The following is a 26121-nucleotide window of genomic DNA, read 5'->3' as shown; positions in this document are numbered from 1 at the left end:
GAAGACGTGGCTAGCTCGCCATGATCGCCATACGGGCTGGACGGGCGACGTCGGCGACAGCGGGGGAGACGCCGCCGATCCTGCGGAAGAGTTCAAGGTCGTTGGGATGCTTCTCGGGGTCGTCCTCGAACGCCCGCACTTCGTCGATGCTCATCGCCGCGAATGCGTTGGTGATCTCGTCGGGATGGTCGCCCTCGATCGCGCTGAGGCACGACAGGTACATCCAGGCCAGTGCCATTCCGTCACGGCTGACACTGAAGTCCTCCGAGTTGCCGCTGCGGAAGGACGACACGGCGAGAGTCCCCGCAGAGAGGTCGGAACGGTAGACGCCTTCGTCGCCCAGGTCTTCCACTAGCAGGGCGTGCGGGCCGAGGGCGAAGGCCGCGACGACGTGGGTCTCGTGCTGGTCGACTTCCTCGAATTCGGCGCGCGACCTCAACTCCCACCAGGTGGCGGTGCTGATGGCGTCCTTGTCGGCGCCGCAGCGGCGCAACGCCTCGTCCGGGGTGGCGGTCTCCATCAAACCCGGTGCGCAACACAGTCCGACACTGGCTGCTGCACTGCGGGAGCACGCCGAATCGCGAGGAGTGCGACATCGTGATGACGAGCTCCTGCGGCACTCGAACGGCACCGCTCTGACGCTGTTGCCCGAGCGTACGCGGGACACACCGACACCAAGGGCGGCTCGACGCTGACCTACGTCAAGGGCATGCCAGAAGAGGTCGCGCGGGCATTGTCGGCGTATACCCGTGAACGTCACCCAATGGCGGATCTAGGGCGCTTGTAACCGAGGTGTTCACGCTTCGTTGCTGGTGTCGATCTTCGAGATGATGGAGATGGAGATCGGTCGATCCCGCTGTTGGCCAACAGCGGGCCGCCTGTGCCATTGATGGCGCTGCCGAAGGTCGTTGTCCTCGCGCCGATCGTCCTGCGGTCACCCGCGCCCGTTCGCGAACAACGATCGGGCGGGCACGGGGATCGACGCGGGCGGGCCTTGATCTGCTGACGGGAACGGCCACTCGGACAGGACCGGGGTCGAAGGCCCTCATGCGGTGAGGACCCCGAGCCCTGTCCGGCGCGGCCGGAGTCGGGCACCGTTGTGGGAGGAGGTGGTGCACGTGCACAGGTCCAGAACCGCGGCGCCGGAATGGGGAGCCACCGAGGTCGAGTTGATGGTCAGGGCGGCTCGGCGTGCCCCGGTGCACGGGACGGGCCACCCCTGGGTCCTCGAACCACACGGCAACGTGGTGTCGCTCTACGAACTGCCGCACCACTCGCTGCACGACCGCCTCGGCTTCGACCGCCTGCTGTCCTGTGGAGCGGCGTTGCACAACGTGCACACGGCCTTGCAGGCCTTCGGCTGGCACGTCGAGGTGGAGTTCCCCCGTGACGTCGACCGACCCGACCTGCTCGCGGTGCTGACCGCCGATGACCGGCAGGCCCCCACCGCGGTCGAGGTGGGCGACTACGAGGCGATCGAGGTGCCTGCCGCACCCGGTCGGATCGACCTGCCCGCGCTGGCCGTGTCGAACCATTGGGCGGGCGCTCGGCTGCTTCCGGTGGAGGATGACACTTCGTTGGCGGCTCTCGGCCTGCCGAGCGGGTCCGCGGTGCTGCTCGTGCTCACGACCGGGGAGAGCAGGCAGGACGTCCTGCTGGCTGGGGCCGCGACGCAGGCAGTACGACTCAGGGCACGAGCCCTGGGGATGACGGCCACTCCGGTCCACCGCCCAACCCGCCTGCCCGACGGCGTGTCCGGTCACCTGTGGTCGGCGCTCCAGGTCCGATGAGCCGCCGGTCGTGGTGTGTGGAACGACCTCGACCGGACACGCGGCCGAGTCTCGGCCCCTGGGTGTGTTACCTGCGGGTGGTCCCGGATCGAGTTCTTCCGCATCTTCGTCCGGTGGCGAAAGTCGTTGCCGCACCAGGACTTACTGCTCTCACCCGGACCTGGTCGTTCGGTCATCGTGGAGAGGAGACGCAGACCGGAAGGAAGCAGGACCGATGAGCAAGTCGACGCCGATCGAAACCCGCCGCGGGTTCGTCGAAACCGCCGGGCTACCGGTGGCAGCACGTTGTCCGGCCGAAGCCACCACTGTTCTGCCTGGTGCCGCTGGCACCACGGCCACCGCGGGTGCCTTCGTCCGATCCGGAGGAGCGTCATGAGGCTCGGGGTGGCGGGCGCGCTGGTCGACGGTGTCCACCGGGCAGGCGACGTCGAGGTGGACCGCGACAGCGGACGGGTGACGGCGATCGGTCTGCCCAGGCCGGGCAGGGGGATCGCGGTACCGGGCTTCGTCGACATCCAGGTCAACGGGTTCGCCGGTGTGGACTTCCTGACCGCGGACGTCGAAGGCCACCGCGAGGCGGCCGAGGCGATGGCGCTCACGGGAGTGCTCGCCCACCAGCCAACGTTGATCACCAGTGCCCCCGACCAGATGGCCTCGGCCATTGCCACGGCCGATAAAGCCCGCTCGACCACCGTGGGGTCACGCGTCCTCGGCGCCCACCTCGAAGGCCCGTTCCTGTCCGCGGAGAGGCGCGGGACCCATCCGGTCGACCTGCTCCGGATACCGGATGTCGACCTCCTGCGCCGATTGCTGGCGGCAGGTCTGGTCACCCAGGTCACGCTCGCCCCGGAACTGCCTGGTGCGCTCGTCCTGGTCGACCTCTGCCTGAGCGCGGGGATCATCGTCTCCTGCGGGCACAGCAACGCGACCGCCGCCGAGGCGCACGCCGCGTTCGACCGCGGCGCGACCATGGTCACCCACCTGTTCGACGCCATGCGCCCGTTCACCCACCGCGACCCCGGCATCGCCGGTGCCGCCCTCACCCGCGACGACGTCACCCTGGGCCTGATCGCCGACCCCAGCCACCTCTCGTCGGAAGCCGTGCGGCTCGCGTTCCGCGCCGGACCGGCCCGGGTCGTGCTGGTCACCGACGCGCTGGCCGCCGGTGGCTGCAAGGACGGGCACTTCCGGCTCGGCGCGGTCGAGTTCGACGTGCTCGACGGCGTCGCCCGCAAGCAGGACGGCACCTTGGTCGGGACCACGAGCACCCTGGTCGAAGCGATCCGACACGCCTGCGACTCGGGAGTTCCGCTGGACGAGGCGGTCAACGCCGCGACCCGCACACCGGCGCGGTTCTTCCCCGACGCGGATCTCGGGCTGCTGCGGCCTGGTGACCGGGCGGATGTGGTGGTCCTGGACGACGGTCTGGGCATCCGCGCGGTCTACCGCGACGGCATTCCGCTCGGCTGAGCCGAACGTCATCGGCCACCGAGGACCAACCGCACTGCCGGTGGGGTCTCCCGAGCGGAAGTCTGGAACCAGGAGAACGGACACCCCGATCGCGGGCTCGTCCGACGGGCACAGGAGAGGTGACCGGACATGACTGTCCCCATGAAGCGCGCCGCGCCGATCGTCGTCGGTGTCGACGGGTCGACGTCCGCACACGACGCGGTCGGCCTGGCCGCCGCCGAGGCTCTGCGCCGTCACCGGACGCTGCGAGTGGTGCACGCGCAACTCCTGCTGCCGTTCGACGGCCTGGAAGACACGGAGCGGCTGCGCGACGGGATGCGCGGCGACGGGTGGCAGCGCCTGCATGACGCGGCTGACGCCGCACGTGACGCCGCGCCCGGCGTGGAACTCGACCTGGCGCTGGAGATCGGGGATCCAGCGACCGTCCTCATTCGCGAGTCGGCCTCCGCCTACGAGGTCATGGTCGGATCCCGCGGCGCGGGAGGCTTCGCGGAACTGCTGGCGGGCTCGACCGCGCTGGCGGTCAGCACGTACGGGCACTGCCCCGTCACGATCGTCCGCGGCACCGTGCCACTGCGTGGTCCGATCGTGGTCGGCGTGGACGGCACCGCCGCGAGCGAACCCGCGATCGAGCTGGCCTTCGACCGGGCCGCCCTCGACGGCGCCGACCTGATCGCGGTGCACGTCTGGCACCCGCGGATCAGCGCCATCGGCCTCGGCGAGGCCGACCGGCTCGAACTGACCTCCGAGCACCACCAGTTGCTGGCTGAACGCCTTGCCGGGTGGCAGGAGAAGTACCCGGACGTGCATGTGGAACGAGTGCTCGCCGAAGGCCATGTGGCCAAGCGCCTCGCCGACTACTCCGACACCGCCCGCTTGCTCGTCGTCGGCCCCCTCGGTCGCGGAGGTTTCGCCGGGCTGCTGCTCGGATCGACCAGCCACGCCCTGCTGCACCACGCCCCGTGCCCGGTGCTCGTGGCGCGAACCGACGACCGTGCCGCCACTACGACCGCGTAGGCGGGACGCGCAGGGAGGCAGTGGTGCGGGGCCCGGTGTTGGCCTCGCCGACGAGGATCCGACGTCATCGCCGTTGGACCGGATACATCCGGGCGGCGGACCCGCTACGAGGAGGAAGACCATGCGCGCCCACGACATCATGTCCAGCCCGGCGGTGACGGTGACACCCGACGTGTCGATCCGGGAAGTGGCCGGTCTGCTCTCGACCCACGGGTTCACCGCGCTGCCCGTGGTCGACGCCGACCGGCACATGGTCGGCATCGTCACCGAGATGGACTTGCTGCGCGGCGAGTACTCGACCACGCCGGAAGGCCTCGACTCGCCCGTCGAGCAGGTGATGACCTCACCCGCCTTCGGCATGGGCGCCGGCTCATCGGTCGCGCTGATCGCGCGGGTCATGGTCGACGACCACGTGCGTTGCGTTCCGATCGTCGACGGGTCGACGGTGGTCGGGGTGGTGACCCGTCGTGACGTGGTGCGCGGGTTGGCCAGGTCCGACACGTCCATCGCAGCCGATGTGCGGCGCAAACTGGAGATCTACGGTGGAGTCCTGGACTGGTCGGTGTTGGTCCGCGACGGCGTGGTGAGCATCGGCGCCGAGTTCGTCGACCCGGAGTCCGAAGAGGTCGTCGTCGCCCTCGCCGGTGGCGTCGTGGGTGTCGCCGATGTGCGGATCCTGACCGGTAAGGCCGTGTCATGACGGGGACCGCCACGTCGGTCGTGGTCGGTGTCGACGGCTCGGAGTCGTCGCTCGACGCGGTCGTCTGGGCGGTGCGCGAGTGCGAGCGGCATCGGGTGTCGCTGCGCCTGGTGCACGCCTGCGCGGTGCCCGCCGTCGGATACCCCGACTTCCTGCTGTCGAAGAACAGGGTGCGCGAGGCGTTCGAGGAGCAGGGGATCGCTGTGCTCGCCGCGGCGAAGTCGGCCGCGAAGGAAACCGCGCCGGGTGTCGAGATCGAGACCGCAATGGTGGCCGGTGACGTGGTTCCGATGCTGGCGGGGGAGTCCTGCACCGCCCGGATGGTCGTTCTCGGGTCGCGGGGTCTCGGTGGCTTCATCGGACAACTGGTGGGCTCCACGGCGGTAGGTCTGTCCGCCCGTGGTCATTGCCCGGTCGTGGTGATCCGGGGCAACCCCGCGGCCGACGGCCCGGTGGTGGTCGGCGTGGACGGGTCGCCTGCGAGTGAGGCGGCGATCGGGTTCGCCTTGGAGGCCGCCTCCACCCGTGGTGTTGCGCTCACCGCGGTGATGACGTGGACGGACTTCATCGTGGACAGCCCGTACAGCGGGGTGCGGTTGGCGATGGACTGGGCACGGGTCGAGGAAGAGGTACAGCGGCTGCTCGCGGAGCGGCTCGCCGGGTGGCAGGAGAAGTTCCCGGACGTCCACGTCGACCGCCTCGTGCTGCGCGACCGCCCGGTGCGCGCGCTGCTGCGACTGGCGGAGACGGCACAACTGCTCGTGGTCGGCAGCCGAGGTCACGGTGGATTCGACGGAATGCTGCTGGGATCCACCAGCCAGGCACTGGTTTACCACGCCCCGTGCCCACTGGCGATTGTTCGCCCGATGACCTAGAAGTCCGCTGTGCGCAGGCGAGTTCGACGAACGGACAACACAGAGGAGCGGATTGTGGAAGACCTGGAATCGCGGCCGATCGTGGTCGGTGTGGACGGATCACCGGCCAGCCGGGCCGCCTTGGCGTGGGCGGTCGACGAGGCCGAGCGGCGCGGGTGTGCCGTCGAGGCGGTCACCGGGCAGCACCGCGACTTCGGCATGGCCGTCGGTGTGGTCCCGATCGACATGATGATCGGGATGCTGCCCGAGGAGTTGCGCGCCGCCCGGCAGCAGGTGCTCGACAAGGCGGTCGCCGAGATCACGACCGAGGTCGAGATCCGCACCGTCGTGGCCGGTGAGGAAGCCAAGCTGGCCTTGACGTCGGCATCCGAGCACGCGTCGCTGCTCGTGGTGGGACGCAGGGGATTGGGAGCGGCCATGACCGCGCTGCTGGGCTCGGTGAGCGCCTACTGCGTGCGCCACGCGTCCTGCCCGGTTGTGGTGATCAACGACTTGGCCGAGCCGATGCCCGAGCGGGTGCCGGGAGTCGGAGTGCCCATGACCCCTGGGCCGCTGCTGTGACCGCGGATCGCCACACCCCCGCGGTGTGAGTTCTTGTTGTCCGTGCGGCAGCACCCGACAGCGAGGTCGACAGGGTGAAAGGGAGACGATCGTGGCACGCAAGGCCTGGTGAGCAGTCGTGATCGCGATCAACCTCGTCGGCCCGATCACCTACTTCGGCTTCGGTCGGAAGACCCCACGAAGTTCCCAGTGGACCTGTCGCCGGACGACGTGATCGTCGGGCGGAAGTGGTGATCGGCGACAAGCAGGTCGTGACGGGTGCGAATCGGGTCCGGGCGTCGAGCCTGGACGACGAACGAGAAGGGAAACCGCGATGACACGTGCACTTGTGGTCTACGAATCGATGTTCGGCAACACCCGGCTGATCGCACGGGCCGTCGCCGAAGGCCTGTCCACCTCCGCGGCGGTCGACCTCGTGGAGGTCGGCGCCGCAGCGCCGCTGCCGCTCGACGACGTCGACCTGCTCGTGGTCGGCGCTCCTACCCACGCGTTCGGCATGAGCAGGCCGAGCACCCGCGAATCGGCATCGGACCAAGCCGTCGGCGAGGTCGTCTCCACGGGGATCGGCTTGCGGGAATGGCTCGACGGACTGGACAACCGGCATCCGACCGCCAGGGTTGCCGCGTTCGACACCCGGATGAAGGCGGCACTGCTGTCCGGCTCCGCGGCTCGTCGCGCGCTGAGCGAACTCCGCCGCCTCGGCTTCCAAGCCGCCGCTCGCCCGGAGAGTTTCGGCGTCACGGGAACGCGCGGTCCACTGCGCGACGGCGAGATCGACCGAGCCCGGCAGTGGGGCGTCCGGATCGCCGCCGAGCACGCGGCGCGGTACCACGTCACCTGAGTGGGATCCGCCCTTCCCAGGCGAGCTGCTGCGCTTCTCATCCCTGCGCGTGGAGTTCCTGGCGCAGCGCCTCCGCGAGGTCGTCCAGGTCGGGAACGCGGTCCGGGTCGGCGATCACGGTGACGGTCAGAGTGCCCGCGTAGGACAGGGCGGCGAATGCGACGGTGACGTTGCCGGAGATCCCCGACACCGGGATCAGGTCGACGACCGGCGCGCCGAGGAACGACATGGCGTGGTCAGGACCGTGCAGGTCGCTGACGAAGGTGTTGACCAGGCGTTGCCGGTCGACGAACCACCGGTGGACGCCGATCTTCGCCAGGGCGCGGAAGGTCCATCCGATCAGAATCGCCGAGGAGCCGGGTGCGGCGGTCTTGCGCTGCCGGGTGATCCGCGCGATGGCGGCCAATCGCCGGATCGGGTCACCGGTCGTCGGGATCCCTACCGGGATGGCCCCGACCCGGTTGCCGAGTTCGGCCATCTCGGCCTGTCGTCGGGATGACACCGGAACGGAGACCACGAGGCGGTCGACATCCTCGCCACGAGCGGTCAACACCGTGCGGAGGGCTCCGGCGACCGCTGAGAGGACGGCGTCGTTGATCGTGCCGCCTTGCGCGCGGGCGGCCTCGTGGAGTGCTGTGAGGTCTACACGGGCGACCGCGAGAGCCCGCTTGGTACCGGTCGGCTGGTTGAGCGAGCAGTGCGGTGCGCGTGCTCGGCGACCGATGCCGGATTCGGCGATCGCGGCCTTGAGCCGACCTAACTCGATCGGCAGCCTGCCGACTGCTCGTGCACGGGCTCTGGCCGCGTCGGCCGCGAGTTCCCGGCATCGTGGCGCTCGACGCGGAAACCCGTCGTCGGGCGCGACAGGGGCACCGTCGACCAGGTGCGCGAGGACGGCCAACCCGCCGATGCCGTCTGCGAGGACGTGGTGGAACACCACCACCAGTGCGCTGCGGGCGGGGGAGAGGCCGGTGACCAGGGTGACCGACCACAGGGGTCTGTCCCGCGCCAGGCGTGTGGTGATCGCCTCGGCGACGATCCCCAGCAGTGCCTGCTCGCCGCCTGGTGCCGGGCACGTTGCCGACATCACGTGGTCGCCGATGTCGAAGGCGGGATCGTCGATCCACACCGGTCCGCCGCAACCGAACGGGGCGTCCACCAATCGCTGTCGCAGCCGCGGTGCGGCCTTGACGCGCTCCGCTATCGCCTCTCGAACCGCGGCGATGCCCACGGGCGACCGCGTGTCGAGCACGAGGACGGCCGCCACCTGCATCGACGTGCCAGTGGTGTCGCACACGAGTTCCACCAGGTCGTTGCCGCTCGCCCGCTCGAAACGCACGGGCTTGTCGCTGGTCACGTTCTGATGGTGCACGGACCCGGCCGGGCGCCACAGGGACGAAGGTCCCCTGTGGCGTACGAAACGGCACCAACAGGTCGGATGTCGTGAACGGCCACCTACGGCAGGGTGTTCACGATCAACTCGGCCAGCTCGATCGTGCGGTTGGGGTGGGCACATTCGTTGTCGTACCAACCGAGACTTTGACCAGCCTGCCGTTGGCCTTGGTCAAACCCGAGTCGAACACGCAGGACGGCGGGTCGCCGATGACGTCCTGGAGGTGAGCGGGTCGGTGGCGCAGCGCAGGATTTCCCTTGAACCGACCGCCAGCGGTCTTCTCGAACGCGCGGTTCACCTGCGCGGCCGTGAGCGGGGCTTCAGCAGGACGGTGAGGCCGGTCAGCGAGCCGTCCTCCAAGGGGACACGCGCCGACAGGCCGTCGAGTTCGCTAGCCAGCGGGACCACTGGAACCTCACCCTGCATGCCGTGACATGAGTGGCGCCATCGGAGACAATGGTGATGCCATTGTGGCTTCACATGGCGCCAAACATGTGCCATTGTGGTGCCATGAACGGTGAGATGAGCAGAGTCCGAATGTCACGGGTGTTCCGACGAGCAGGCGTTGCGGCGCTGGCCTTCGCATTGCTGGCCGGAGCTGGCGAACCCGGCACGGCCTTCGCGGGCAGCAGGGTGGTGCCGGAGGCCGTTGCCGTACAAGATCGCCCTGACCTGCAGGAAGCCATTCAGACGATCGTCGATTCAGGCATCACCGGTGTGCAACTGCGCGTGCACGATCAGCGGAGCGACTGGGTCGGCAGCGCCGGGCTCCGGAAGCTGGGCGAGGCCGCGAAGCCGCCCGCGGACGGACGGTTCCGGGTGGGCAGCGTCACGAAGACCTTCACCGCGACCGTGGTGCTGCAGTTGGTGGCCGAGGGCAAGATCGGGCTGGACGCCCCGGCGGCCGACTACCTGCCGCAGTCCGGTGTGGACCGGCGGGTCACGGTGCGGATGCTGTTGCAGCACACCAGCGGGTTGTTCAACTTCACCGGCGAGTACTACCCGGACGGGACGGTGGTTCCAGGGATCCCCTGGTCGGGAAAGGAGTGGGTGGACAACCGGTTCCACACCTACCGGCCCGAAGAACTGGTGCGGTTCGCGTTGTCCAAGCCCGCGCGGTTCGCGCCGGGGACCGACTGGAGCTACTCGAACACCAACTACGTGCTGGCCAGGCTGCTGATCGAGAAGGTCACCGGCCGCTCGTACGCCGCGGTGATGCAGCAACGGCTCCTGGGGCCGCTCGGGCTGCGGGACACCTCGGCGCCGGGTACCTCGCCTGCGATCCTCGGGCCGCACGCCCACGGCTACTACCGGTACCAGGACGCCGGGCAGTGGAAGACGGTCGACATCGCCCGCCAGAACCCCTCCTGGATATCCAGCGCCGGTGACATGATCTCGACCACCCGGGATCTCCACACGTTCTTCTCCGCGCTGCTGGGAGGGCGGCTCCTCCCGCCCCCGCTGCTGGCCGAGATGCTCAAGCCGCACCCGGTCAGCGATTACGGCCTCGGGGTGTTCACGCTGCGCCCGGACTCGAACTGCAGCGGCACCACCCTGATCAACCACAACGGCGGCGTCCAGGGCTACGCGACGGCGATGTACAGCACGCTCGACGGCAGCAGGACCCTGGAGGCCTCGCTGACCTACGTGGACGCCGTGGTCCCCCCTGCGGAGGCGATGCAGAAGGCGCTGCAGAGCCTCATCAGCGAGGTGTTCTGCGACGGAGAGGTCGGCGGAGCCGAGTCCGCGCGGTCGACGGAGCAGACCATCCCGGACTCCTGCACCTCGAGCGCGGGCTCCTCCCAGTACTCCGGCCGCGCTTGGTGACCATGGTGGGCTTGACCGGGTGAAGCATTGGCCGCGCAAGCGATCCCGGCTATAGGCGGGGACGAAGGTCGCGGTGCCTAGAGCGCTGGTCGTGGACGAATCGATGTTCGGCGACACCATGGTGATCGCGCAGGCCAAGCGGAGGTGGTCGAAGCAGGTGCAGCACCGACCCGGCTACCGGACGACGGCGACCTGCTCGTGGTCGGCGCGCCCACCCACGCGTTCGGGATGAGCAGACCGAGCACCAGGAGATCGACCGCGCCCACGAATGGGGCGTGACGCTCGTAGCCGCTCACCTGGCACAGCGAAGCGCCACGCAGCGCGATGATCCGAAGTCGAGTGCGGGCCGACTTAATCGACAGGTTCTTCGCCCGGTGACCCAGGGCCGAAGGTCCCCGACGACCGGGGACCGCTGCCACTGCCTCGTCACCCCCACGTGGACGACGCTCAACGGCGAGCACGTCGAGAAGCGGATCGATGACCGCTTCGGCTCGCGGGCGATCCCGGCAGCCCACTCGTCGGCGTGCCGCACGCATGCGACGAGGAGCTTCCGTGACGATCGCCGAACCGGCTCCACCCCGCCACCGGAGCAGGACGACCGGAGTGGTCGGCGCGGCCGCACTGCCCGTGGTGGAGGTGCTGCGGGAGTTCGAAGTGGAGGCCGGGGCCGGGTTGGCGGGCACCGAGGTCCTGCGGCGACAGGCCCGGTACGGGCCGAACGCCGTGGCCACGCACCGGGCCCGCCCGGTGGCCGTGCTGCTGCACCAGTTGCGGTCACCACTGCTCGGGCTGCTGGTGATCGCCGCCATCGCGTCCTACGTCGTCGGCCAGCACAGCGACGCGGTGATCATCGGGGTGATCGTCGCCCTGTCGGTGGGGCTCGGGTTCTTCAACGAGTACCGGGCCGAGAAGGCCGCGGAGGCGCTGCATTCCGAGATCCACCACAGCACCGTCACCGTCCGCGACGGGCGCCCCTCTCCGGTGGACGTGACCACGCTGGTACCCGGTGATGTGGTCGAACTTCGGCTGGGGGACGTCGTCCCCGCCGACATCCGGCTGATCGAGGTGACCGGACTCGAGTGCGACGAATCGGTGTTGACCGGTGAATCGCTGCCGGTGGACAAGACCACCGCCGAGGTGCCGGTCGGAACCCCGTTGGCTGACTTGGCGGGGTGCGCGTTGATGGGCACCGTGGTGCACGCGGGCAGCGCGGTGGGAGTCGTCGTGGCGACCGGGGCCGCGACCGAGTTCGGCAAGATCGCCGCAGGGCTGGACACCCGGCAACTGGACACGGAGTTCCAGGTCGGGCTGAGGCGGTTCTCGATGCTGCTGGTGTACGTGGCTGGTGGGCTGACCACGTCGATCTTCGTGGTCAACGTGGTGCTGGACCGGCCGATCATCGACGCATTGCTGTTCTCGCTGGCCATCGCGGTCGGGATCACACCGCAGCTGCTGCCCGCCGTCGTGTCGACGAGCCTCGCGGCTGGGTCGCGGCGGATGCGCAAGCGCAAGGTGCTGGTCAAGCGGTTGGTGTGCATCGAGGACCTCGGTGACGTGGACGTGTTGTTCACCGACAAGACCGGCACCCTCACCCACGGCCGGGTCGACTTCGCCCGCGCCGTCCCCGCGGGCGACGACACAGCGGCCGAGGTGCTGGGGTGGGGACTGCTGTGCACCGAGTCCGAGGGCGGGAACCCGCTCGACCGCGCGTTGTGGGCGAGCCCCGCGGGCAAGGTCGCCGTTGCGGTGGAGCGCTTGGCCGTGCTGCCGTTCGACCACGACCGCCGCATGGTGTCCGTCATCGTCCGGGACTCGGCGGGCGTCTCGACCATGGTCACCAAGGGCGCGCCCGAGACCGTGCTGGAACGCTGCGTCGACGTACCCCCGGCGGCACGGGAGGCGTTGGCGGCGGAGTTCGCGGCGGGCAACCGGGTCGTCGCCGTCGCCACCCGCCCCGCCCCCGCGGGCCTGACCCCTGAAGACGAGCACAGGCTGACGCTGATGGGGCTGCTGGTGTTCCTCGACCCGCCCAAGCAGGACGCCGCGGAGGCGCTGCGCAGGCTGGCCGACCTCGGCATCGCGGTGAAGGTCGTCACCGGCGACAACGCGGAGGTCGCGGTCACGGTCTGCCGCGACCTCGGACTCGGCGACGCCGTCGCGCTGACCGGCGTCGACATCGACGCCCTCGACGACGACGAACTCGGCGAGGCGATCGTGCGCACCACGGTGTTCGCCAGGGTCAGCCCCGAGCACAAGGCGCGGATCGTGCGGGTCCAGCGGAAGGCCCGCGGCGGGGTGGCGTTCCTCGGTGACGGTGTCAACGACGCGCTCGCCCTGCACGCCGCCGACGTGGGCATCTCGGTCGACTCGGCCACCGACGTCGCCAAGGACGCGGCCGACGTCATCCTGTTGGAGAAAGACCTCGGCGTGCTCGCCGACGGTGTGGCCGAAGGCCGTCGGATTTTCGCCAACACCATCAAGTACGTGCTGATGGGCACGTCCAGCAACTTCGGCAACATGGCGTCGGCCGCGGGCGCGTCGCTGTTCCTGGCGTTCCTGCCGATGCTGCCGTCGCAGATCCTGCTCAACAACCTGCTCTACGACGCCAGCCAGCTCGCCATCCCCACCGACAACGTCGACGAGGAGCAACTACGCCGACCGTCGCACTGGGACATCGCTTTCATCCGCCGCTTCATGGTCTTCTTCGGGCCGCTCAGTTCGGTGTTCGACTTCGGCACGTTCGCGGTGATGCTGTGGGTGTTCCACTCCGGCCCGGCGCAATTCCGGTCGGGCTGGTTCGTGGAGTCGTTGGCGACCCAAACCCTGGTGATCTTCGCGATCCGCACTCGTCGCGTGCCGTTCTTCCGCAGCCACCCCAGCCTGCCGTTGACCCTGGCCGCGCTGGGCGTCGTGCTGGTTGGCGCCGTCCTCCCCGCCACGCCGCTCGCGACCGCGCTGGGCTTCCAGCCGCTGCCCGGCGCGTTCTTCGCCGCGCTGGTCGGCATGGTGGTGTGCTACCTCGCGCTGATCGAGGTCGGCAAGCGGTACTTCTACCGCGTTGCCGCCGTCACTCCGACCGTGCGGCGGAGTTACGGCGGGCATCGCCACGTCCGGCGCCGTGCCGCGTACTTCAGCACCGCGAAGCGCTGGGCGGGAACGACTCGACGCCCGGCGCACTCCTGACCTCTCCCGCACATGGCTGTGGCCACGCGGAACGTCTCCGCGTGGCCACAGCCATCGTGGATCAACCGACCTGCTTCGGTTCGGGGGTGCGGGGCAGGTGCTTCGGGCGCCGCCAAGCGCCCAGCAGGATCATGACGACGCCGAGCACGACCAGCGCGCAACCACCGGCGACGAGGCCGGTGGTCAGCGCGCCCAGGACGGGCGCGGTCGCGCCGATGGCGAGGTCGGCGGTGACGGGGCGGGAGCCGTCGACGTTCATCACCACGGCGGTCCACTGACCGGACCGCGGGGTCCAGTCGAGGGTGCGGTCGGCTTCCGAGACGGAGGCCGTCCAGATGCGCAGCGCTTCGGGCGCGATGGCAGGTGCGCTGCCGGCGCGGTGGTCGTAGTGCACTCCGTTGGTGTCCACCACAGTCGCCACGACGTCGTGGTCCACGGTGGCCAGGTATGTGGTGACGTCCTGCTGCCGGGCGATGCCGACGAACACCGGGGTGTCGCCGGTGCGGATGCGGATCGGGCCGAGCACGTCCTCGCCGGTGATCGGGTTGTCAGCAGACCACTGGAGATCCACCGTCTCGAACTCCAGTGCGTAGCCGTCGCTGTGGAACGTCCGGGTGCCGGTGGTGAGGTAGCCGTCGGCGTCCCGCTGGGTCTGGTCGGCCCAGATCGCGACGCCGCCGCCGGTGAGGAGTCCTCCGCCGGTGAGCAGCAGGAGCGCCCCGACGACCACGGCGACGATCCGGCCGGGATGCCCGTCGGTCGGGCCACTCGCCGGGGGAGTCGTCGTGCCGGGGTCGATGCGGGTCGTGGAGGGGTCGTCGCCGCCGGTGTCGAGCCGGAAGGGCGGGTAGGCGTCGGTGAGCAGTCCGGCGTAGGCGGCGACGCGCAGGACCCAGCGGTCCATGCCGAGCATGAAGTCGAACACGCCCTGCGGGTAGCGGCCGGTGAACAGCAGCACGACGCCCGCGATGAGCGCGAGCACACCGACCAGTCCGCCGCCGAAGCTCCAGGCCCACTGGTCGGACTGGGCGGCGAGGTATCCGCTGCCACCGATGAACACGCCGACGACCAGGTAGTGGGGAATGGCGAGCAGCCACCACTTGACCAGGACCAGTCCGCGGGACAGGTGCTCCGGGTAGGGGATTTCCAGGGTCGCGGGGTAGTCGGGTTCCTCGCCGAGGCTGAACGGCGGGTACCGGTCGGTGCCCAGCGCGCCGTAGGCGTAGTAGCTGACCCGCCAGGTCCAGCGCAGCACGCCGACCGCGAAGTCGAACAGCGGGCGCGGGTAGCGGCCGGTGATCAGGATGGCGACGAACGCCGCCAGGCTGACGACGGAGAAGCCCAGCCACAGGAAGGTCAGCACGACGTAGTGCGGGATCGCCAGGAACCACTTGACCAGCCAGAGCCACCGGTTCAGGCCGGGGTCGAGGCGGCCGCGGACGTGGACCGGGTAGGGAGCTGCGGTCGATGTCATGCGGACCTCCTGGAAGTGCGGATGTGCTGTGTCCACAAGGTCGCTCGTACCGGAGGCCAGGGGCAGTGCCGCCGGTCCCTTCCGTACTGCGTCGGAGTGCCTTGGTCGGGCAGGGTGCGGGTTTGGTGTCGTGGCATCGTCTCCGCACTGCTTTCCCTGGTCGGTCCGGGCCGCGGAACCAGGAGGTGCGATGAGCCTGCTGGGGTTGGCGCTGGTGATGCTCGAAGTGGGCAGCCACGTCCTACTAGGCGACGTGTCGTTGCGCGGCGCGCTCGGCCGCGCTGGTCGTCCCGACCGTCACGGGCTCCGGAGTGCGCACGCCCGTGGCACTGGCGAAGGTGGTGCATGTGGCCGTCGCGGACACCGTCTGCATCGTTGCGCTGCCGCTGGCCGAGGATCCGGGACGTGCTGGCCGGGCAACTCTTCGCGGTGACCGACGGATTCCTCGCGCCGGTGTTCTTCGTCTGGCTGGGCGCGTTCGGCACAGGAAACCACCTGCTGGCACCGGGGGAGGGTGCACGCGATCCTCGCGGCGATGCTGGTGAGCGTCGTCATCACGGCGCTGTCGACGCCGAAAGTCCCGGTAGCGGGATCGACAGCGCGGTGATCGCGTGCACCGGCATGACGAGGATCGGGCCGGGGTTCAGAGGACGGTGGCGCCGACGAGCTGTCCGATGCCGAAGGTCACGAGCATGGCGAGCGCCCCTCCGGCGACCAATCGGACGACGGCCGCGACCTTGCCCGCGGCCCCCAGGTGAGCGCTCACAACGCCGGTCACGGCCAGTGCGAACAGGACCACGACGAACGTGACGGCGATCCGCGCACCCGGTGGCGGCACCAGGATCGCCACCAGCGGAAGCGCTGATCCGAGGACGAACGCGATCGCCGAGGCCCCCGCGGCGTGAAGGGGGTTGGTGAGGGCGTGCGGGTCGATGCCCAGTTCGACGTCGGCGTGCGCGGCGAAGGCGTCGTGGCCGGTCAACTCTTCGGCCACCTGTCGGGCTGTCTCCTGCTTGAGTCCCTTGGCCACGTACAGCGCGGTCAGTTCATCGAGTTCTTCATCGGGGAACAGGTCGAGTTCGGCCCGCTCCCTGGCCAGGAGGGACCGCTCGGTGTCGCGTTGGCTGCTCACCGACACGTACTCGCCCAGCGCCATGGAGACGGCACCCGCGACGACTCCCGCGATGCCCGCGGTGAGGACCGGACCGGTCGCCGCGGTGGCACCGGCCACACCCACCACCAAACCCGCTGTCGACACGATGCCGTCGTTGGCGCCCAACACACCGGCCCGCAGCCAATTCATCCTCCGTGACAAGCCACCGTGGTGCGCTTCGGCCTCGTGCGTCGCCGGCCTGGCCGGAGAAGTTCCGTCCGGAGGTTTCATCGGGGACTCGGCTCGGTGGCCATGGCATCACGGTAGGCCGATTCCGGTTGTCCCGCCGGCAAGGAAAGGCTCGGCATCCTCAAGGACGCCGTGCGCGGTTCAGTCCACTGTAGATATTCCGGCACCAGGGACCAACGACCCTGCCCCGTCGTGACGTCCGGCTGTGGGCCGCGGTCGTCGACGCGGACAGGCTTGGCCATGGCCTTCGCAGACGCGGTCGGTCCTCGGCCTCGCGAAGGAGACGCCCATGAGCACACCCGTCATCGACACCGAGCGCGACACGACACCCGACCAGGGCAAGCCGACATCGAAATCCGGCACGTTCGGCCTGCCCACAGCCACCGCGCTGGTGATCGGCTCGGTGATCGGCACCGGGGTGTTCGGTCTGCCGACCGCGCTGGCCGCGTTCGGACCGATCAGCCTGGTGGCGTTCGTCCTCGTCACGATCGGCGCGCTGGCGCTGGCACTGACGTTCGGCGCGCTGTCCAAACGGGTCCGCGGCTCCGGAGGGCCCTACGTCTACGCCAGGGAGGCCTTCGGCGAGTTCGGCGGCTTCCTCACGGCGTGGTGCTACTGGATCACCGCATGGGCGGGCAACGCGGCCATCGTGGTGGCTCTGGTCGGGTACGCCGAGGTGTTCGTGAACACCGACCACGTCGTGGGTTGGTCGATCGCCATCGCCTTGGCGGGGCTGTGGATCCCCGCCGTGATCAACCTGTCCGGCCTGCGGAACATGGCCGTGACGCAGATCGTGACGACGGTGCTGAAGTTCCTGCCGTTGTTGTTCATGGCCACCATCGGCCTGTTGTTCATCAAGACCGCCAACTTCGGGCCGTTCAACGCCGGCGGCACCTCCATCGGCGGCGCGATCTCCGCTGCCGCCGCCATCGCCCTGTTCAGCTACATCGGTATCGAGACCGCCTCCGTCGCGGCGGGCCGGGTGCGCGACCCGAAGCGCAACGTCGGCCGCGCCACCGTGCTGGGCACCATCGGCTGCGCGGTCGTCTACATCCTCGGCACCCTTACGGTGTTCGGCACCGTGCCCAACGCGGCGTTGCAGGTCTCGACGGCGCCGTTCACCGCGTCGGCGGACGCGATCTTCGGCGGCCATTGGGCCGGACAGGCAGTGGCAGTCGCCGCCGTGGTGTCCGGGCTCGGTTCGCTGATCGGCTGGACGCTGATCATCGGCGAGATGCCGTTGGCCGCCGCGAAGGACCGGCTGTTCCCGGAGCGGTTCGCCCGCACCCGCCGCGGCGTCCCGGTCTTCGGCATCGTCAGCTCGACCGTTCTCGCCACCGTGCTCACCGTCGTGAGCTACACCAGTTTCGACCAGGTGTTCACCACGCTGGTGCTCCTGTCCGTCTTCACCGCGGTGGTGCCTTATCTGTTCAGCGCGGGCGCCCAGTTGTACTGGCTGCTGTCCCGCGGCAAGCAGATGCGGTGGCCGCACCTGGTGCGCGACTGCGGGGTGTCCGCGCTGGCGCTGGTCTTCTCGTTCTGGGCGCTCGCGGGCAGCGGCTACCAGGCCGTCTACTACGGCGTCATCTGCCTGCTGCTCGGACTGCCGCTCTACATCTGGCTCAAGGTCGGACACCGCGAATACGGCGAGACGCCGGCCGAAGCCACTCTTGAGACAAGGACGAACCAGTGATCCGCACGCTCGGAGTGCACTCGGAAGTCGGCACGCTGCGAGAGGCCATCGTCCACCGCCCAGGACTGGAGCTGAGCCGACTCACGCCGAGCAACTGCGACGAACTGCTGTTCGACGACGTCCTGTGGGCGGCCAAGGCCCGTGAGGAGCACGACACCTTCGCCCAGGTGCTGCGTGACCACGACGTCGTCGTGCACCACACCGACGTCCTGCTCGCCGAGACGCTCGCCCTGCCGGACGCCAGGGCGTTCGTGCTGGACCGGGTCTGCACCCCCGAACTCGTGGGTCCGACGCTGGTCGAGCCGCTGCGCGAGTTCACCGAGAAGATCGACCCCGCCACGTTGGCCGAGCTGTTGATCGGGGGAGTGACCCGCGCCGACCTGTCGCCGCTGGACGTGCACAGCCTGCGCTGGTCGACCCTGGGGCTCGACGACTTCGTGTTGCCCCCGTTGCCCAACACGCTGTTCCCCCGAGACAGCTCGGCCTGGGTCTACGGCGGCGTGACCATCAATCCGATGGCCAAGCCCGCCCGGCAACGCGAATCGCTGCACTGCCGCGCCGTCTACGGCTTCCACCCCCTGTTCGAGTCGCAGGATTTCCCGTTCTACTACGGGGCCGACGACGAGAACCACCAGCCCGCCACCATCGAGGGCGGCGATGTGCTCGTCCTCGGCCGCGGAGTGGTGCTCATCGGGATGGGGGAGCGCACCACCGCGATGGGCGTCGAGATCCTGGCCCGTGAGTTGTTCCGGACCGGCCAGGCCACCACCGTGATCGCCGTCCAACTGCCCCGGTCGCACGCGTTCATGCACCTGGACACGATCCTCACGATGATCGACGTGGACACGTTCGTCCGCTACCCCGGCCTGGACCCGAAGTCGCTGCGCACCCGGGTCATCACCCCGGTCGATCCGGAAGAGGTCGTCGAACGCGCATCCGCCGGCCTGCGCGTGGACCAGCGCGACGACCTGTTCACCACGATCGCCGACGCGCTCGGCATCGACGGGCTCCGCGTCTTGTGCGCCGACGAGGACGCGCGCGCCGCCGAACGCGAGCAGTGGGACGACGCCAACAACTTCCTGACCCTGTCGCCCGGCGTGGTCGTGGGCTACGAGCGCAACACCGTCACCAACACGATGCTGCGCGACCACGGCATCGAGGTCATCAGCATCCCCGGCAACGAACTCGGCCGCGGCCGCGGTGGTGCCCGCTGCATGACCTGCCCCATCCAGCGCGACGGCATCTGACACCCCTCACAGCGAAGGAATTCCCATGCGCCACCCCGGCTCGCTGCTCCGAGAACTCGACCTCGACAAGACCCGGTTCCTCGCACTGGTCGCGCTGGCCGCAGACCTCAAGCGCGCGAAGGAGGCGGGCGTCGAGCGGAAGTCGTTGACGGACAAGAACATCGCCCTGGTGTTCGAGAAGACCTCCACGCGCACCCGGTGCGCGTTCGAGGTCGCGGCCCACGACCAGGGCGCGCACGTGACCTACCTCGACCCCGCCGGAACGCACATGGGTCGCGACGAGTCCGTGCCCGACACCGCGAAGGTGCTGGGCCGGATGTTCGACGGCATCGAGTTCCGCGGCTTCGCCCAGGAGACGGTCGAGCAGTTGGCCGACAACGCCGGAGTGCCGGTGTGGAACGGGCTCACCGACTCCTGGCACCCCACCCAGATGCTCGCCGACGTCTTGACCATGACCGAACACCACCCCGGCCCGGTCGAGCGCATCAGCGTCTGCTTCGTCGGCGACGGCCACAACAACGTGGCCCGGTCCCTGCTGATCACGGGGGCACTTCTCGGCATGGACGTCCGCATTGCCGCACCTCGCGAACTCCGACCGCCCGCCGACGTCGTAGCCACCGCCCGTGAACTCGCGAAGACCAGCGGAGCCAGGGTCCTGGTCACCGAGGACGCCGAGCAGGGCGTGGACGGCGTCGACTTCGTCTACACCGACGTGTGGGTCAGCATGGGCGACTCGCCGGAGCAGTGGGACGTCCGCGTGCCGCTGCTGACCCCGTACCGGGTCACCGAGGCGCTGATGAAGGCCACCGGCAAGCCCGACACCAAGTTCCTGCACTGCCTGCCCGCCATCCACGACCGCACCACCGTCATCGGCGAACACCTGCACGAGCGGTACGGACTCGACGGCGCCGAGGTCACCGACGAGGTGTTCTCCTCACCGCGCTCGATCGTCTTCGACCAGGCCGAGAACCGGCTGCACACCATCAAAGCCGTCCTCGTCACCGGATTGGCGTCGTGACGTGCGCATCGTGATCGCACTTGGCGGCAACGCGCTGCTCGCCCGCGGCGAGAAACCCGACGCCGCCATCCAACTGCACCACGTGCGCGCGGCGGCTGAGGCCCTCGCTCCGCTCGCCGCCGACCACGAGCTGGTGATCTGCCACGGGAACGGGCCGCAGGTCGGTCTGCTGGCCCTGGAGAGCCAGGCCGACCCGTCGCTGAGCCGCCCGTACCCGCTGGACGTGCTCGGTGCGCAGACCCAGGGGATGATCGGCTACTGGCTGGCGCAGTCGCTGCGCAACGCGGGCGTCCGCCGACCGGTGCTCGCCATCGTCACCCAGACCGTCGTCGACGCGGCCGACCCGGCGTTCGCCACTCCCACGAAGTTCGTCGGTCCCGTCTACTCGGAAGGGGAAGGGCGGCGGCTCGCCGAAACGCACGGCTGGAGGATCGCGGCGGACGGCGCGCACTGGCGTCGGGTCGTCGCGTCACCGGAGCCGCTTCGTCTGGTCGAGGCGGACTCCGTCGCACGCCTCGTGGACGCGGGCACCGTCGTGGTGTGCGGCGGCGGCGGAGGAGCGCCCGTGGTGGACGACGGCCACGGACGGCTCAACGGAGTGGAGGCCGTGGTGGACAAGGACCTCACCGCGGCCTTGTTGGCGATCGACCTGAAGGCGGACCGGCTGGTCCTGCTCACCGACGTCCCCGCCGTCGTGCGGGACTTCGGCACGACGAACGCCCAGCCCCTGCCCATCCTCGACCTCGACGAACTGGCGCACCTGGAGTTCGCCGCCGGGTCCATGGGCCCGAAGGTCGAGGCCTGCCGCAGGTTCGTCGCGGCGACCGGTCACGCGGCCGCCATCGGCTCCTTGACCGCGGCGGCCGCCGTGCTGGACGGCACCGAGGGGACCACCGTGGTCAGCGCTCCCACAACGTCTCCCTGAGCCATCCCGAGGCGGGCACACCTAGTCTGCGGGCGCCACGGACGAGGATCGTCGTGCAGACCGCGATCATCACCGCGACGAGCGCGACGACCGGCCAGCCGGGGTCGCCGCCGTCGAGCAGGATGGCCACGGCCATCGCCGAGATCGCCAGGCCGAGCGTCACGACCTTCACCAGCACCACCGCACCGAGGACCGGAGCGGCGACGTGGCCACGCACGAGCGCCGCCCCGGTCGCCACCACCGCGGGCAGGGCGAACGCGAGGTCGGCCACGTACACGGGGTTGGGCAGTTCGCCTGCACCGATCGTTCCCGGCAACCCACCGCCGATGGTGGGCACGATGTCCGACAGCCACAGAGCCGCGAAAGCGGAGCCGAAGGCGATGAGGAACCAGCCGGTCCCCTTGTGACCCCGGCCGTCGAACGCGGGGCAGACCTTCCGCGCGTCGATCCGGCCGATCCCGTCGATCAGGGCGGCGACCGAGAGGGCGAGGATCGAGGTGTAGAGCAGGAACGCCGGGTTCTGCGGCACGCCGATCGCGTAGACGAGGTAGCTGTAGGCGAGGTAGGCCAGCGTTCCCAGCCACAGCAGGTGGCCCGGCAGCGAACCCGCGCGGCTGCGACGGGCGGCCCACAGGAGCACGGGGATCGTCGCGAGCGTCAGCACGTCCTGGGCGATCCCCTGCAGCTCCAGCGAACGGGAGAGCCGGTAGGCGTGCTCGGCCAGCAGCCCGTAGAGGGTGGCGGTGAGGAGCAGCGCGGCCAGGAGCCACGACACGCCCTCGGTCCACCACGTGCGCACCGAGGTCCGGACAGCGGAGGGGAGGTCATGCCCTGACGGTGCTCCGGATGGTGCGAACCCCGCAGTGGCGAAGGGACCGCGTTCGCCGGGACCTTCAGCGCGCCGCGACCCGCACGGCGTCGGCGGACCGGGTGGTGACGCCCGGCGGGATCACCACGACCGGGCACGCGGCGTGCCGGATGCAGTCGGTGGTCACGCTGCCGAGCAGGGCTTCGGTGAGCGGGCCGTGGGCGTGCCTGCCGACGACGAGCAGGGCTGCCTGCCGGGACGCCCGCAGGAGCGCGGTCGAGGCGTCGCCGGTGATGGTCACTTCGGCGATCTCCGGCGCGTCCGGCAGTTCGGCGCGGATCTCCGTCACGAGGTCGTGCAGCACCCGAGCGGGATGGTGGTGCTGCTGCGGCAGCACTTCCGCGTACGGGTGCACGCCGAGCGAGACTGCGGGCACGAACTCGGACTCGTGCTGCCAGGCCATGGTCGCCTCGACCGCGGCACCGCTGCGTTTGGCCTCGTTCAGCGCCCAGCGCAACGCGGTACGGCTGGCGGGTGATCCGTCCACGCCCACCACGATCAGGGGAAGGTCCACGTCATCGCTCCTGTCGGGAGAGTTCTCGGTCATCCGAAGCCTGACCCCATCCAGGCGGCAGGGGTAGGGGCCTAGGTCACCGTGGCGGAGAGGCCAAGCGCACTGCCCCGCGGCCACCCGCGAGCGCAGAGTGCTGAGCAGTGCGCACTCGCGCGCCTCGATGTGAAGGAAGTCCGATGACGTCCACTACCGGCGGACTCACGTCGACCGAGGCCGCGGAGCGATTGCGCGCCGACGGCCCGAACGTGCTGCCACGGGCGCACAAGCGCCATCCCCTGGTGCTGCTGCTCAAGCAGATGGTCCACGCCTTCGCGTTGATGCTCTGGGGCGCCGCCGTGCTCTCGCTCGTCGCGGGGATGCCCGCGCTGGCCATCGCGATCACCGTGGTCGTCGTGCTCAACGGCGCGTTCGCGTTCGCCCAGGAGTTCCGCGCGGACCGCGCCGCACAACGACTCGGCGATCTCATGCCCGCCAAGGCGACCGTGCACCGCGACGGCAAACCTGTCGTGGTCGACGCGGCCGACCTGGTGGTGGGCGACGAGATCCTGCTCGAAGCAGGCGACCGCGTGTGCGCCGACTGCGAAGTGCACACCGCCGCGGGGCTGTCCGTGGACGAATCGATGCTCACCGGCGAGAGCGTCCCCGTGCGCCCCGCCGTGGGCGACAGCGTGCACGCGGGCACCTACGTGTCCGAAGGCGAGGCGACCGTCGTCGCGACCGCGACCGGTGTGCACACGAAGCTCGCGGGCATCGCCACGCTCACCCAGCAGGCGGAACGACCGCCGAGCCCGCTGTCGGTGCAGCTGCACAAGGTCGTCAGCGTCATCGGCCTCGTCGCGGTCGGTGTCGGTGCCGCGTTCTTCGGATTGGCCATGCTCCTCGGGCTGTCGACGACCGACGGCTTCCTGTTCGCGATCGGCGTCACGGTCGCGCTCGTACCCGAAGGCCTACTGCCGACCGTGACCCTGTCCCTTGCGCGAGCCGCGCAGAACATGGCCGGTCGGCACGCGCTGGTGCGGCGACTGGACGCGGTGGAGACCCTGGGGTCCACCACCTTCATCTGCACGGACAAGACCGGGACGTTGACCCGCAACGAGATGTCGGTCGTGCGCGCGTGGACCTCGCTCGGCGAAGTCGCCATCACCGGCACCGGCTACGAACCCACCGGAGCCGCGACGGGTGATCAAGCCGCCGTGCGCCGCCTCGGCGTGTTGGCCGCGAGTGCCGTCCGCTGCTCGCCGACGGCGCATGTCCAGCGCGATCAGGACGGCTGGCACCCGGTCGGCGATCCGATGGAGGTCGCCCTTCACGTGCTGGCGGCCAGGCTCGGCGTGACCGCGCAGACGGTCGATGGTGTGCGCTACCCGTTCGACCCGCACCGCAGACGGTCGTCCGTGGTCGACGTCGACGGCGTTCACGTCACGGGTGCGCCCGACGCCGTGCTGCCCCTGTGCGGCGACCAGGACGCCGCCCTTGAGGCGATGACCCGGTTCGGTGCCCAGGGACTCCGGGTGCTCGCCGTCGCACGCCGTTCGACACGGCCGGGTGACGACACCGGATGGGAGCACGCCGAGACGGACCTGACCCTGCTCGGCCTGGTGGGGTTGCAGGACCCGCCGCGCGACGACGTCGCCGGAGCGCTCGAATCGTGCCGGACCGCGGGGATCAAGGTCGCCATGGTCACCGGGGACCACCCGGCCACCGCACGGGCCATCGCCGTGGAAGTGGGACTTCTGGGGCCGGACGAGTTGGTGGTGGAGGGAGCCGACCTGCCCGAGGACGCGGCCGCTCTGGGTGAACTGCTCGACCGCGACGGCGTGGTCATCGCCAGGGTGACGCCCGAGGACAAGCTGCGGATCGCGAAAGCCTTGCAGCGCAGGGGACACGTCGTCGCGATGACCGGCGACGGCGTGAACGACGGGCCCGCCCTGCGAGCGGCCGACATCGGCGTGGCCATGGGCGCCTCCGGCACCGACGTGGCCAGGGAAGCCGCCGACCTGGTCCTGCTGGACGACCATTTCGGCACGATCGTCGCCGCCGTCGAGTTGGGCCGCGCGACCTACGCCAACATCCGCCGGTTCCTGACCTACCACCTGACCGACAACGTCGCCGAGCTCACGCCGTTCGTGGTGTGGGCGTTGTCGGGTGGGCAGATCCCGCTCGCGCTGACCGTCCTGCAAATCCTGGCGCTCGACATCGGCACGGACCTGCTGCCCGCCTTGGCGCTGGGCACCGAGCGGCCGAACCCGCGCACCATGCGCGGACCGGCCCGCACCGGTTCGTTGATCGACAAGTCGGTGCTGCGCCGCGCGTTCGGCGTCCTCGGACCGACCGAGGCGCTCGCCGCGATGACCGCGTTCGCACTGGTGCTCCTGGCGGGTGGCTGGGTCCTCGGCACCACCGCCGACGCCGCGGTGCTCGCGACGGCGTCGGGGACCGCGTTCGCCGCGGTCGTGGTCGGGCAGCTGGCCAACGCGTTCGCCTGCCGCAGCGCGACCCGCCCGGTCGGTCTCGCCGGACTGCGCGGCAACAGGCTGCTGATCTACGCGGTGCTGTTCGAACTCGCGATCCTGGCCGTGTTCCTGCTCGTTCCGCCGCTGCCCGAACTCCTCGGCGGCGCCCTGCCGTCGCCGCTGGGATGGGCGCTCGTGATCGCCGCGGCTCCCGCGGTGATCCTCGCCGACACCGCCTACAAGGCGGTCGTGCGAGCACGCCGCGACGCCGCCCCCGAAGCCGCGCCGACCGGCGCGGCGGTATCGGTGTGACCCCTGTGCACGGCCCGCAACGGGCTGTCACGACCGCCGAACCACAGCTACGCCGCGGTGTCCGCGGAGCCACCACCGAGAAGCAATCCTGATAGGGCGTGTCGAACCCCTGGGCTGTCGAGAAGTCCAGGGGGTTCGGCACGCACGAACACATGTCAACGCTGCGCGGACGCTGCGATCGCGCTCAGCGCCGCGCGCTCGATCACGCCGACGAACGGGTTGATGAGCAGCCAGTACCGGCGGAAGCGCTTGAGCGAAACGGAATCGTCCAGGATCGTGCGGACGTCGTAGGTGAGCAGCGTGCGATCCCGACCGTACGGCACGACCGACAGCGAGCAGACGATCTTGCCGCAACCCGGCTCGTCGAAGTCCGCGAAGTCGTCGGCCTCGAAGGACCGCCACTCGATGACGGGCTTCCAGAACTTGCCGATCGCGCCGAAGGCGACCTCGGAGCCGGGGCTTTCGCCGAGGATTCGCCAGTCGGAGGCAGCGACGAGGTCGTCGAGCGTCATCCGGGTGGGAGGCTTCGGCGGGGCGTGGCGGGTTCGGATCCGTTCCGGAACACCACGTGCCCACATGGACAGCGTGACGAGCGGAGCCCGGACGGAGGCGAAGTCC

Annotated in this window: 21 protein-coding genes; 14 read left to right on the top strand and 7 right to left on the bottom strand. The window is 69.9% G+C overall.

Going from position 1 to position 26121, the window contains the following annotated elements:
* Positions 1-10 precede the first annotated feature (10 nt).
* Positions 11-520 (bottom strand): DUF6461 domain-containing protein, encoded by a 510-nt coding sequence (locus RM788_RS03975; RefSeq protein ID WP_315930115.1) that lies wholly within the window; start codon positions 518-520, stop codon positions 11-13.
* A 598-nt stretch (positions 521-1118) separates the two neighbouring features.
* On the opposite strand from RM788_RS03975, the gene RM788_RS03970 reads away from it, so the two are divergent.
* The 7 genes from RM788_RS03970 to RM788_RS03940 all read left to right on the top strand — a co-directional run bounded on the left by RM788_RS03970 (position 1119) and on the right by RM788_RS03940 (position 7254).
* The gene (locus tag RM788_RS03970) at positions 1119-1790 is read left to right on the top strand and encodes a nitroreductase family protein (protein WP_315930114.1); all 672 of its coding nucleotides are present in this window, start codon (positions 1119-1121) and stop codon (positions 1788-1790) included.
* A gap of 372 nt (positions 1791-2162) precedes the next feature.
* Complete coding sequence (gene nagA, locus RM788_RS03965) at positions 2163-3260, top strand: N-acetylglucosamine-6-phosphate deacetylase (protein WP_315930113.1); 1098 nt, start codon at positions 2163-2165, stop codon at positions 3258-3260.
* Positions 3261-3389: 129 nt separating this feature from the next.
* Positions 3390-4277 (top strand): universal stress protein, encoded by an 888-nt coding sequence (locus RM788_RS03960; protein ID WP_315930112.1) that lies wholly within the window; start codon positions 3390-3392, stop codon positions 4275-4277.
* 121 nt (positions 4278-4398) lie between these two features.
* Complete coding sequence (locus RM788_RS03955; RefSeq protein WP_315930111.1) at positions 4399-4977, top strand: CBS domain-containing protein; 579 nt, start codon at positions 4399-4401, stop codon at positions 4975-4977.
* Positions 4974-5852: a universal stress protein gene (locus RM788_RS03950; RefSeq protein ID WP_315930110.1), complete on the top strand. Its 879-nt coding sequence runs from the start codon at positions 4974-4976 to the stop codon at positions 5850-5852. The genes RM788_RS03955 and RM788_RS03950 overlap by 4 nt, the downstream gene beginning before the upstream one ends.
* Positions 5853-5906: 54 nt before the next feature.
* A complete protein-coding gene (locus tag RM788_RS03945; RefSeq protein WP_315930109.1) occupies positions 5907-6413 on the top strand; it encodes a universal stress protein in 507 nt (168 codons plus the stop codon).
* A 313-nt stretch (positions 6414-6726) separates the two neighbouring features.
* The gene (locus RM788_RS03940) at positions 6727-7254 is read left to right on the top strand and encodes a flavodoxin family protein (RefSeq protein WP_315930108.1); all 528 of its coding nucleotides are present in this window, start codon (positions 6727-6729) and stop codon (positions 7252-7254) included.
* A gap of 37 nt (positions 7255-7291) precedes the next feature.
* Here RM788_RS03940 and RM788_RS03935 read toward each other — a convergent pair whose 3' ends face one another.
* Positions 7292-8611, bottom strand: coding sequence for a wax ester/triacylglycerol synthase domain-containing protein (locus tag RM788_RS03935; RefSeq protein ID WP_315930107.1), 1320 nt, complete (start codon positions 8609-8611; stop codon positions 7292-7294).
* A gap of 558 nt (positions 8612-9169) precedes the next feature.
* Here RM788_RS03935 and RM788_RS03930 point away from each other — a divergent pair.
* Both RM788_RS03930 and mgtA read left to right on the top strand, forming a co-directional pair.
* The gene (locus tag RM788_RS03930; protein WP_315930106.1) at positions 9170-10474 is read left to right on the top strand and encodes a serine hydrolase domain-containing protein; all 1305 of its coding nucleotides are present in this window, start codon (positions 9170-9172) and stop codon (positions 10472-10474) included.
* A 552-nt stretch (positions 10475-11026) separates the two neighbouring features.
* The gene (gene mgtA, locus RM788_RS03925) at positions 11027-13657 is read left to right on the top strand and encodes a magnesium-translocating P-type ATPase (protein WP_315930105.1); all 2631 of its coding nucleotides are present in this window, start codon (positions 11027-11029) and stop codon (positions 13655-13657) included.
* Positions 13658-13718: 61 nt separating this feature from the next.
* Here mgtA and RM788_RS03920 read toward each other — a convergent pair whose 3' ends face one another.
* Positions 13719-15131: a DUF4389 domain-containing protein gene (locus tag RM788_RS03920; RefSeq protein ID WP_315930104.1), complete on the bottom strand. Its 1413-nt coding sequence runs from the start codon at positions 15129-15131 to the stop codon at positions 13719-13721.
* Positions 15132-15774: 643 nt separating this feature from the next.
* Entirely contained in the window at positions 15775-16434 is a 660-nt protein-coding gene (locus RM788_RS03915) for a VIT1/CCC1 transporter family protein (RefSeq protein ID WP_315930103.1), read from the bottom strand.
* A gap of 328 nt (positions 16435-16762) precedes the next feature.
* Here RM788_RS03915 and RM788_RS03910 point away from each other — a divergent pair, with 328 nt between their 5' ends.
* Genes RM788_RS03910 through RM788_RS03895 form a run of 4 tightly spaced genes read left to right on the top strand, consistent with a single transcriptional unit; the run spans position 16763 to position 21356 of the window.
* Positions 16763-18166 (top strand): amino acid permease, encoded by a 1404-nt coding sequence (locus RM788_RS03910; protein ID WP_315930102.1) that lies wholly within the window; start codon positions 16763-16765, stop codon positions 18164-18166.
* On the top strand, positions 18163-19413 hold the full coding sequence (locus RM788_RS03905; protein ID WP_315930101.1) for an arginine deiminase: 1251 nt from the start codon (positions 18163-18165) through the stop codon (positions 19411-19413). Before RM788_RS03910 ends, RM788_RS03905 begins: the two co-directional genes overlap by 4 nt.
* A 25-nt stretch (positions 19414-19438) precedes the next feature.
* On the top strand, positions 19439-20431 hold the full coding sequence (gene argF / locus RM788_RS03900) for an ornithine carbamoyltransferase (protein ID WP_315930100.1): 993 nt from the start codon (positions 19439-19441) through the stop codon (positions 20429-20431).
* Between the two features lies 1 nt (position 20432).
* Positions 20433-21356: a carbamate kinase gene (locus RM788_RS03895; RefSeq protein ID WP_315930099.1), complete on the top strand. Its 924-nt coding sequence runs from the start codon at positions 20433-20435 to the stop codon at positions 21354-21356.
* Here RM788_RS03895 and RM788_RS03890 read toward each other — a convergent pair.
* Positions 21331-22131 carry a hypothetical protein gene (locus RM788_RS03890; protein WP_315930098.1) on the bottom strand — a complete coding sequence of 267 codons (801 nt, stop codon included), beginning with the start codon at positions 22129-22131 and terminating at the stop codon, positions 21331-21333. The two genes, RM788_RS03895 and RM788_RS03890, sit on opposite strands and share 26 nt — an antisense overlap.
* 118 nt (positions 22132-22249) lie before the next feature.
* On the bottom strand, positions 22250-22738 hold the full coding sequence (locus RM788_RS03885; protein WP_315926025.1) for a universal stress protein: 489 nt from the start codon (positions 22736-22738) through the stop codon (positions 22250-22252).
* Positions 22739-22914: 176 nt separating this feature from the next.
* On the opposite strand from RM788_RS03885, the gene RM788_RS03880 reads away from it, so the two are divergent.
* Complete coding sequence (locus RM788_RS03880) at positions 22915-25503, top strand: cation-translocating P-type ATPase (RefSeq protein ID WP_315930097.1); 2589 nt, start codon at positions 22915-22917, stop codon at positions 25501-25503.
* 155 nt (positions 25504-25658) lie between these two features.
* Here RM788_RS03880 and RM788_RS03875 read toward each other — a convergent pair whose 3' ends face one another.
* Complete coding sequence (locus tag RM788_RS03875; RefSeq protein WP_315930096.1) at positions 25659-26015, bottom strand: hypothetical protein; 357 nt, start codon at positions 26013-26015, stop codon at positions 25659-25661.
* Positions 26016-26121: the final 106 nt, after the last annotated feature.

The sequence above is a fragment of the Umezawaea sp. Da 62-37 genome (assembly GCF_032460545.1).
In the GTDB taxonomy this organism is placed as follows: Bacteria; Actinomycetota; Actinomycetes; order Mycobacteriales; family Pseudonocardiaceae; genus Umezawaea.
Note: the sequence above shows the minus strand (reverse complement) of the source record. Positions and strands in the feature narration are given on the sequence as shown.

Bases quoted from the DNA above. Each gene is read 5' to 3' on its own strand.
- RM788_RS03920 (WP_315930104.1), bottom strand. From the start codon at position 15,131: ATGACATCGACCGCAGCTCCCTACCCGGTCCACGTCCGCGGCCGCCTC.
- nagA (WP_315930113.1), top strand. From the start codon at position 2,163: ATGAGGCTCGGGGTGGCGGGCGCGCTGGTCGACGGTGTCCACCGGGCA.
- RM788_RS03940 (WP_315930108.1), top strand. From the start codon at position 6,727: ATGACACGTGCACTTGTGGTCTACGAATCGATGTTCGGCAACACCCGG.
- RM788_RS03915 (WP_315930103.1), bottom strand. From the start codon at position 16,434: ATGAATTGGCTGCGGGCCGGTGTGTTGGGCGCCAACGACGGCATCGTG.
- RM788_RS03975 (WP_315930115.1), bottom strand. From the start codon at position 520: ATGGAGACCGCCACCCCGGACGAGGCGTTGCGCCGCTGCGGCGCCGAC.
- RM788_RS03955 (WP_315930111.1), top strand. From the start codon at position 4,399: ATGCGCGCCCACGACATCATGTCCAGCCCGGCGGTGACGGTGACACCC.
- argF (WP_315930100.1), top strand. From the start codon at position 19,439: ATGCGCCACCCCGGCTCGCTGCTCCGAGAACTCGACCTCGACAAGACC.
- RM788_RS03880 (WP_315930097.1), top strand. From the start codon at position 22,915: ATGACGTCCACTACCGGCGGACTCACGTCGACCGAGGCCGCGGAGCGA.
- RM788_RS03930 (WP_315930106.1), top strand. From the start codon at position 9,170: ATGAGCAGAGTCCGAATGTCACGGGTGTTCCGACGAGCAGGCGTTGCG.
- RM788_RS03910 (WP_315930102.1), top strand. From the start codon at position 16,763: ATGAGCACACCCGTCATCGACACCGAGCGCGACACGACACCCGACCAG.
- RM788_RS03950 (WP_315930110.1), top strand. From the start codon at position 4,974: ATGACGGGGACCGCCACGTCGGTCGTGGTCGGTGTCGACGGCTCGGAG.
- RM788_RS03875 (WP_315930096.1), bottom strand. From the start codon at position 26,015: ATGACGCTCGACGACCTCGTCGCTGCCTCCGACTGGCGAATCCTCGGC.
- RM788_RS03960 (WP_315930112.1), top strand. From the start codon at position 3,390: ATGACTGTCCCCATGAAGCGCGCCGCGCCGATCGTCGTCGGTGTCGAC.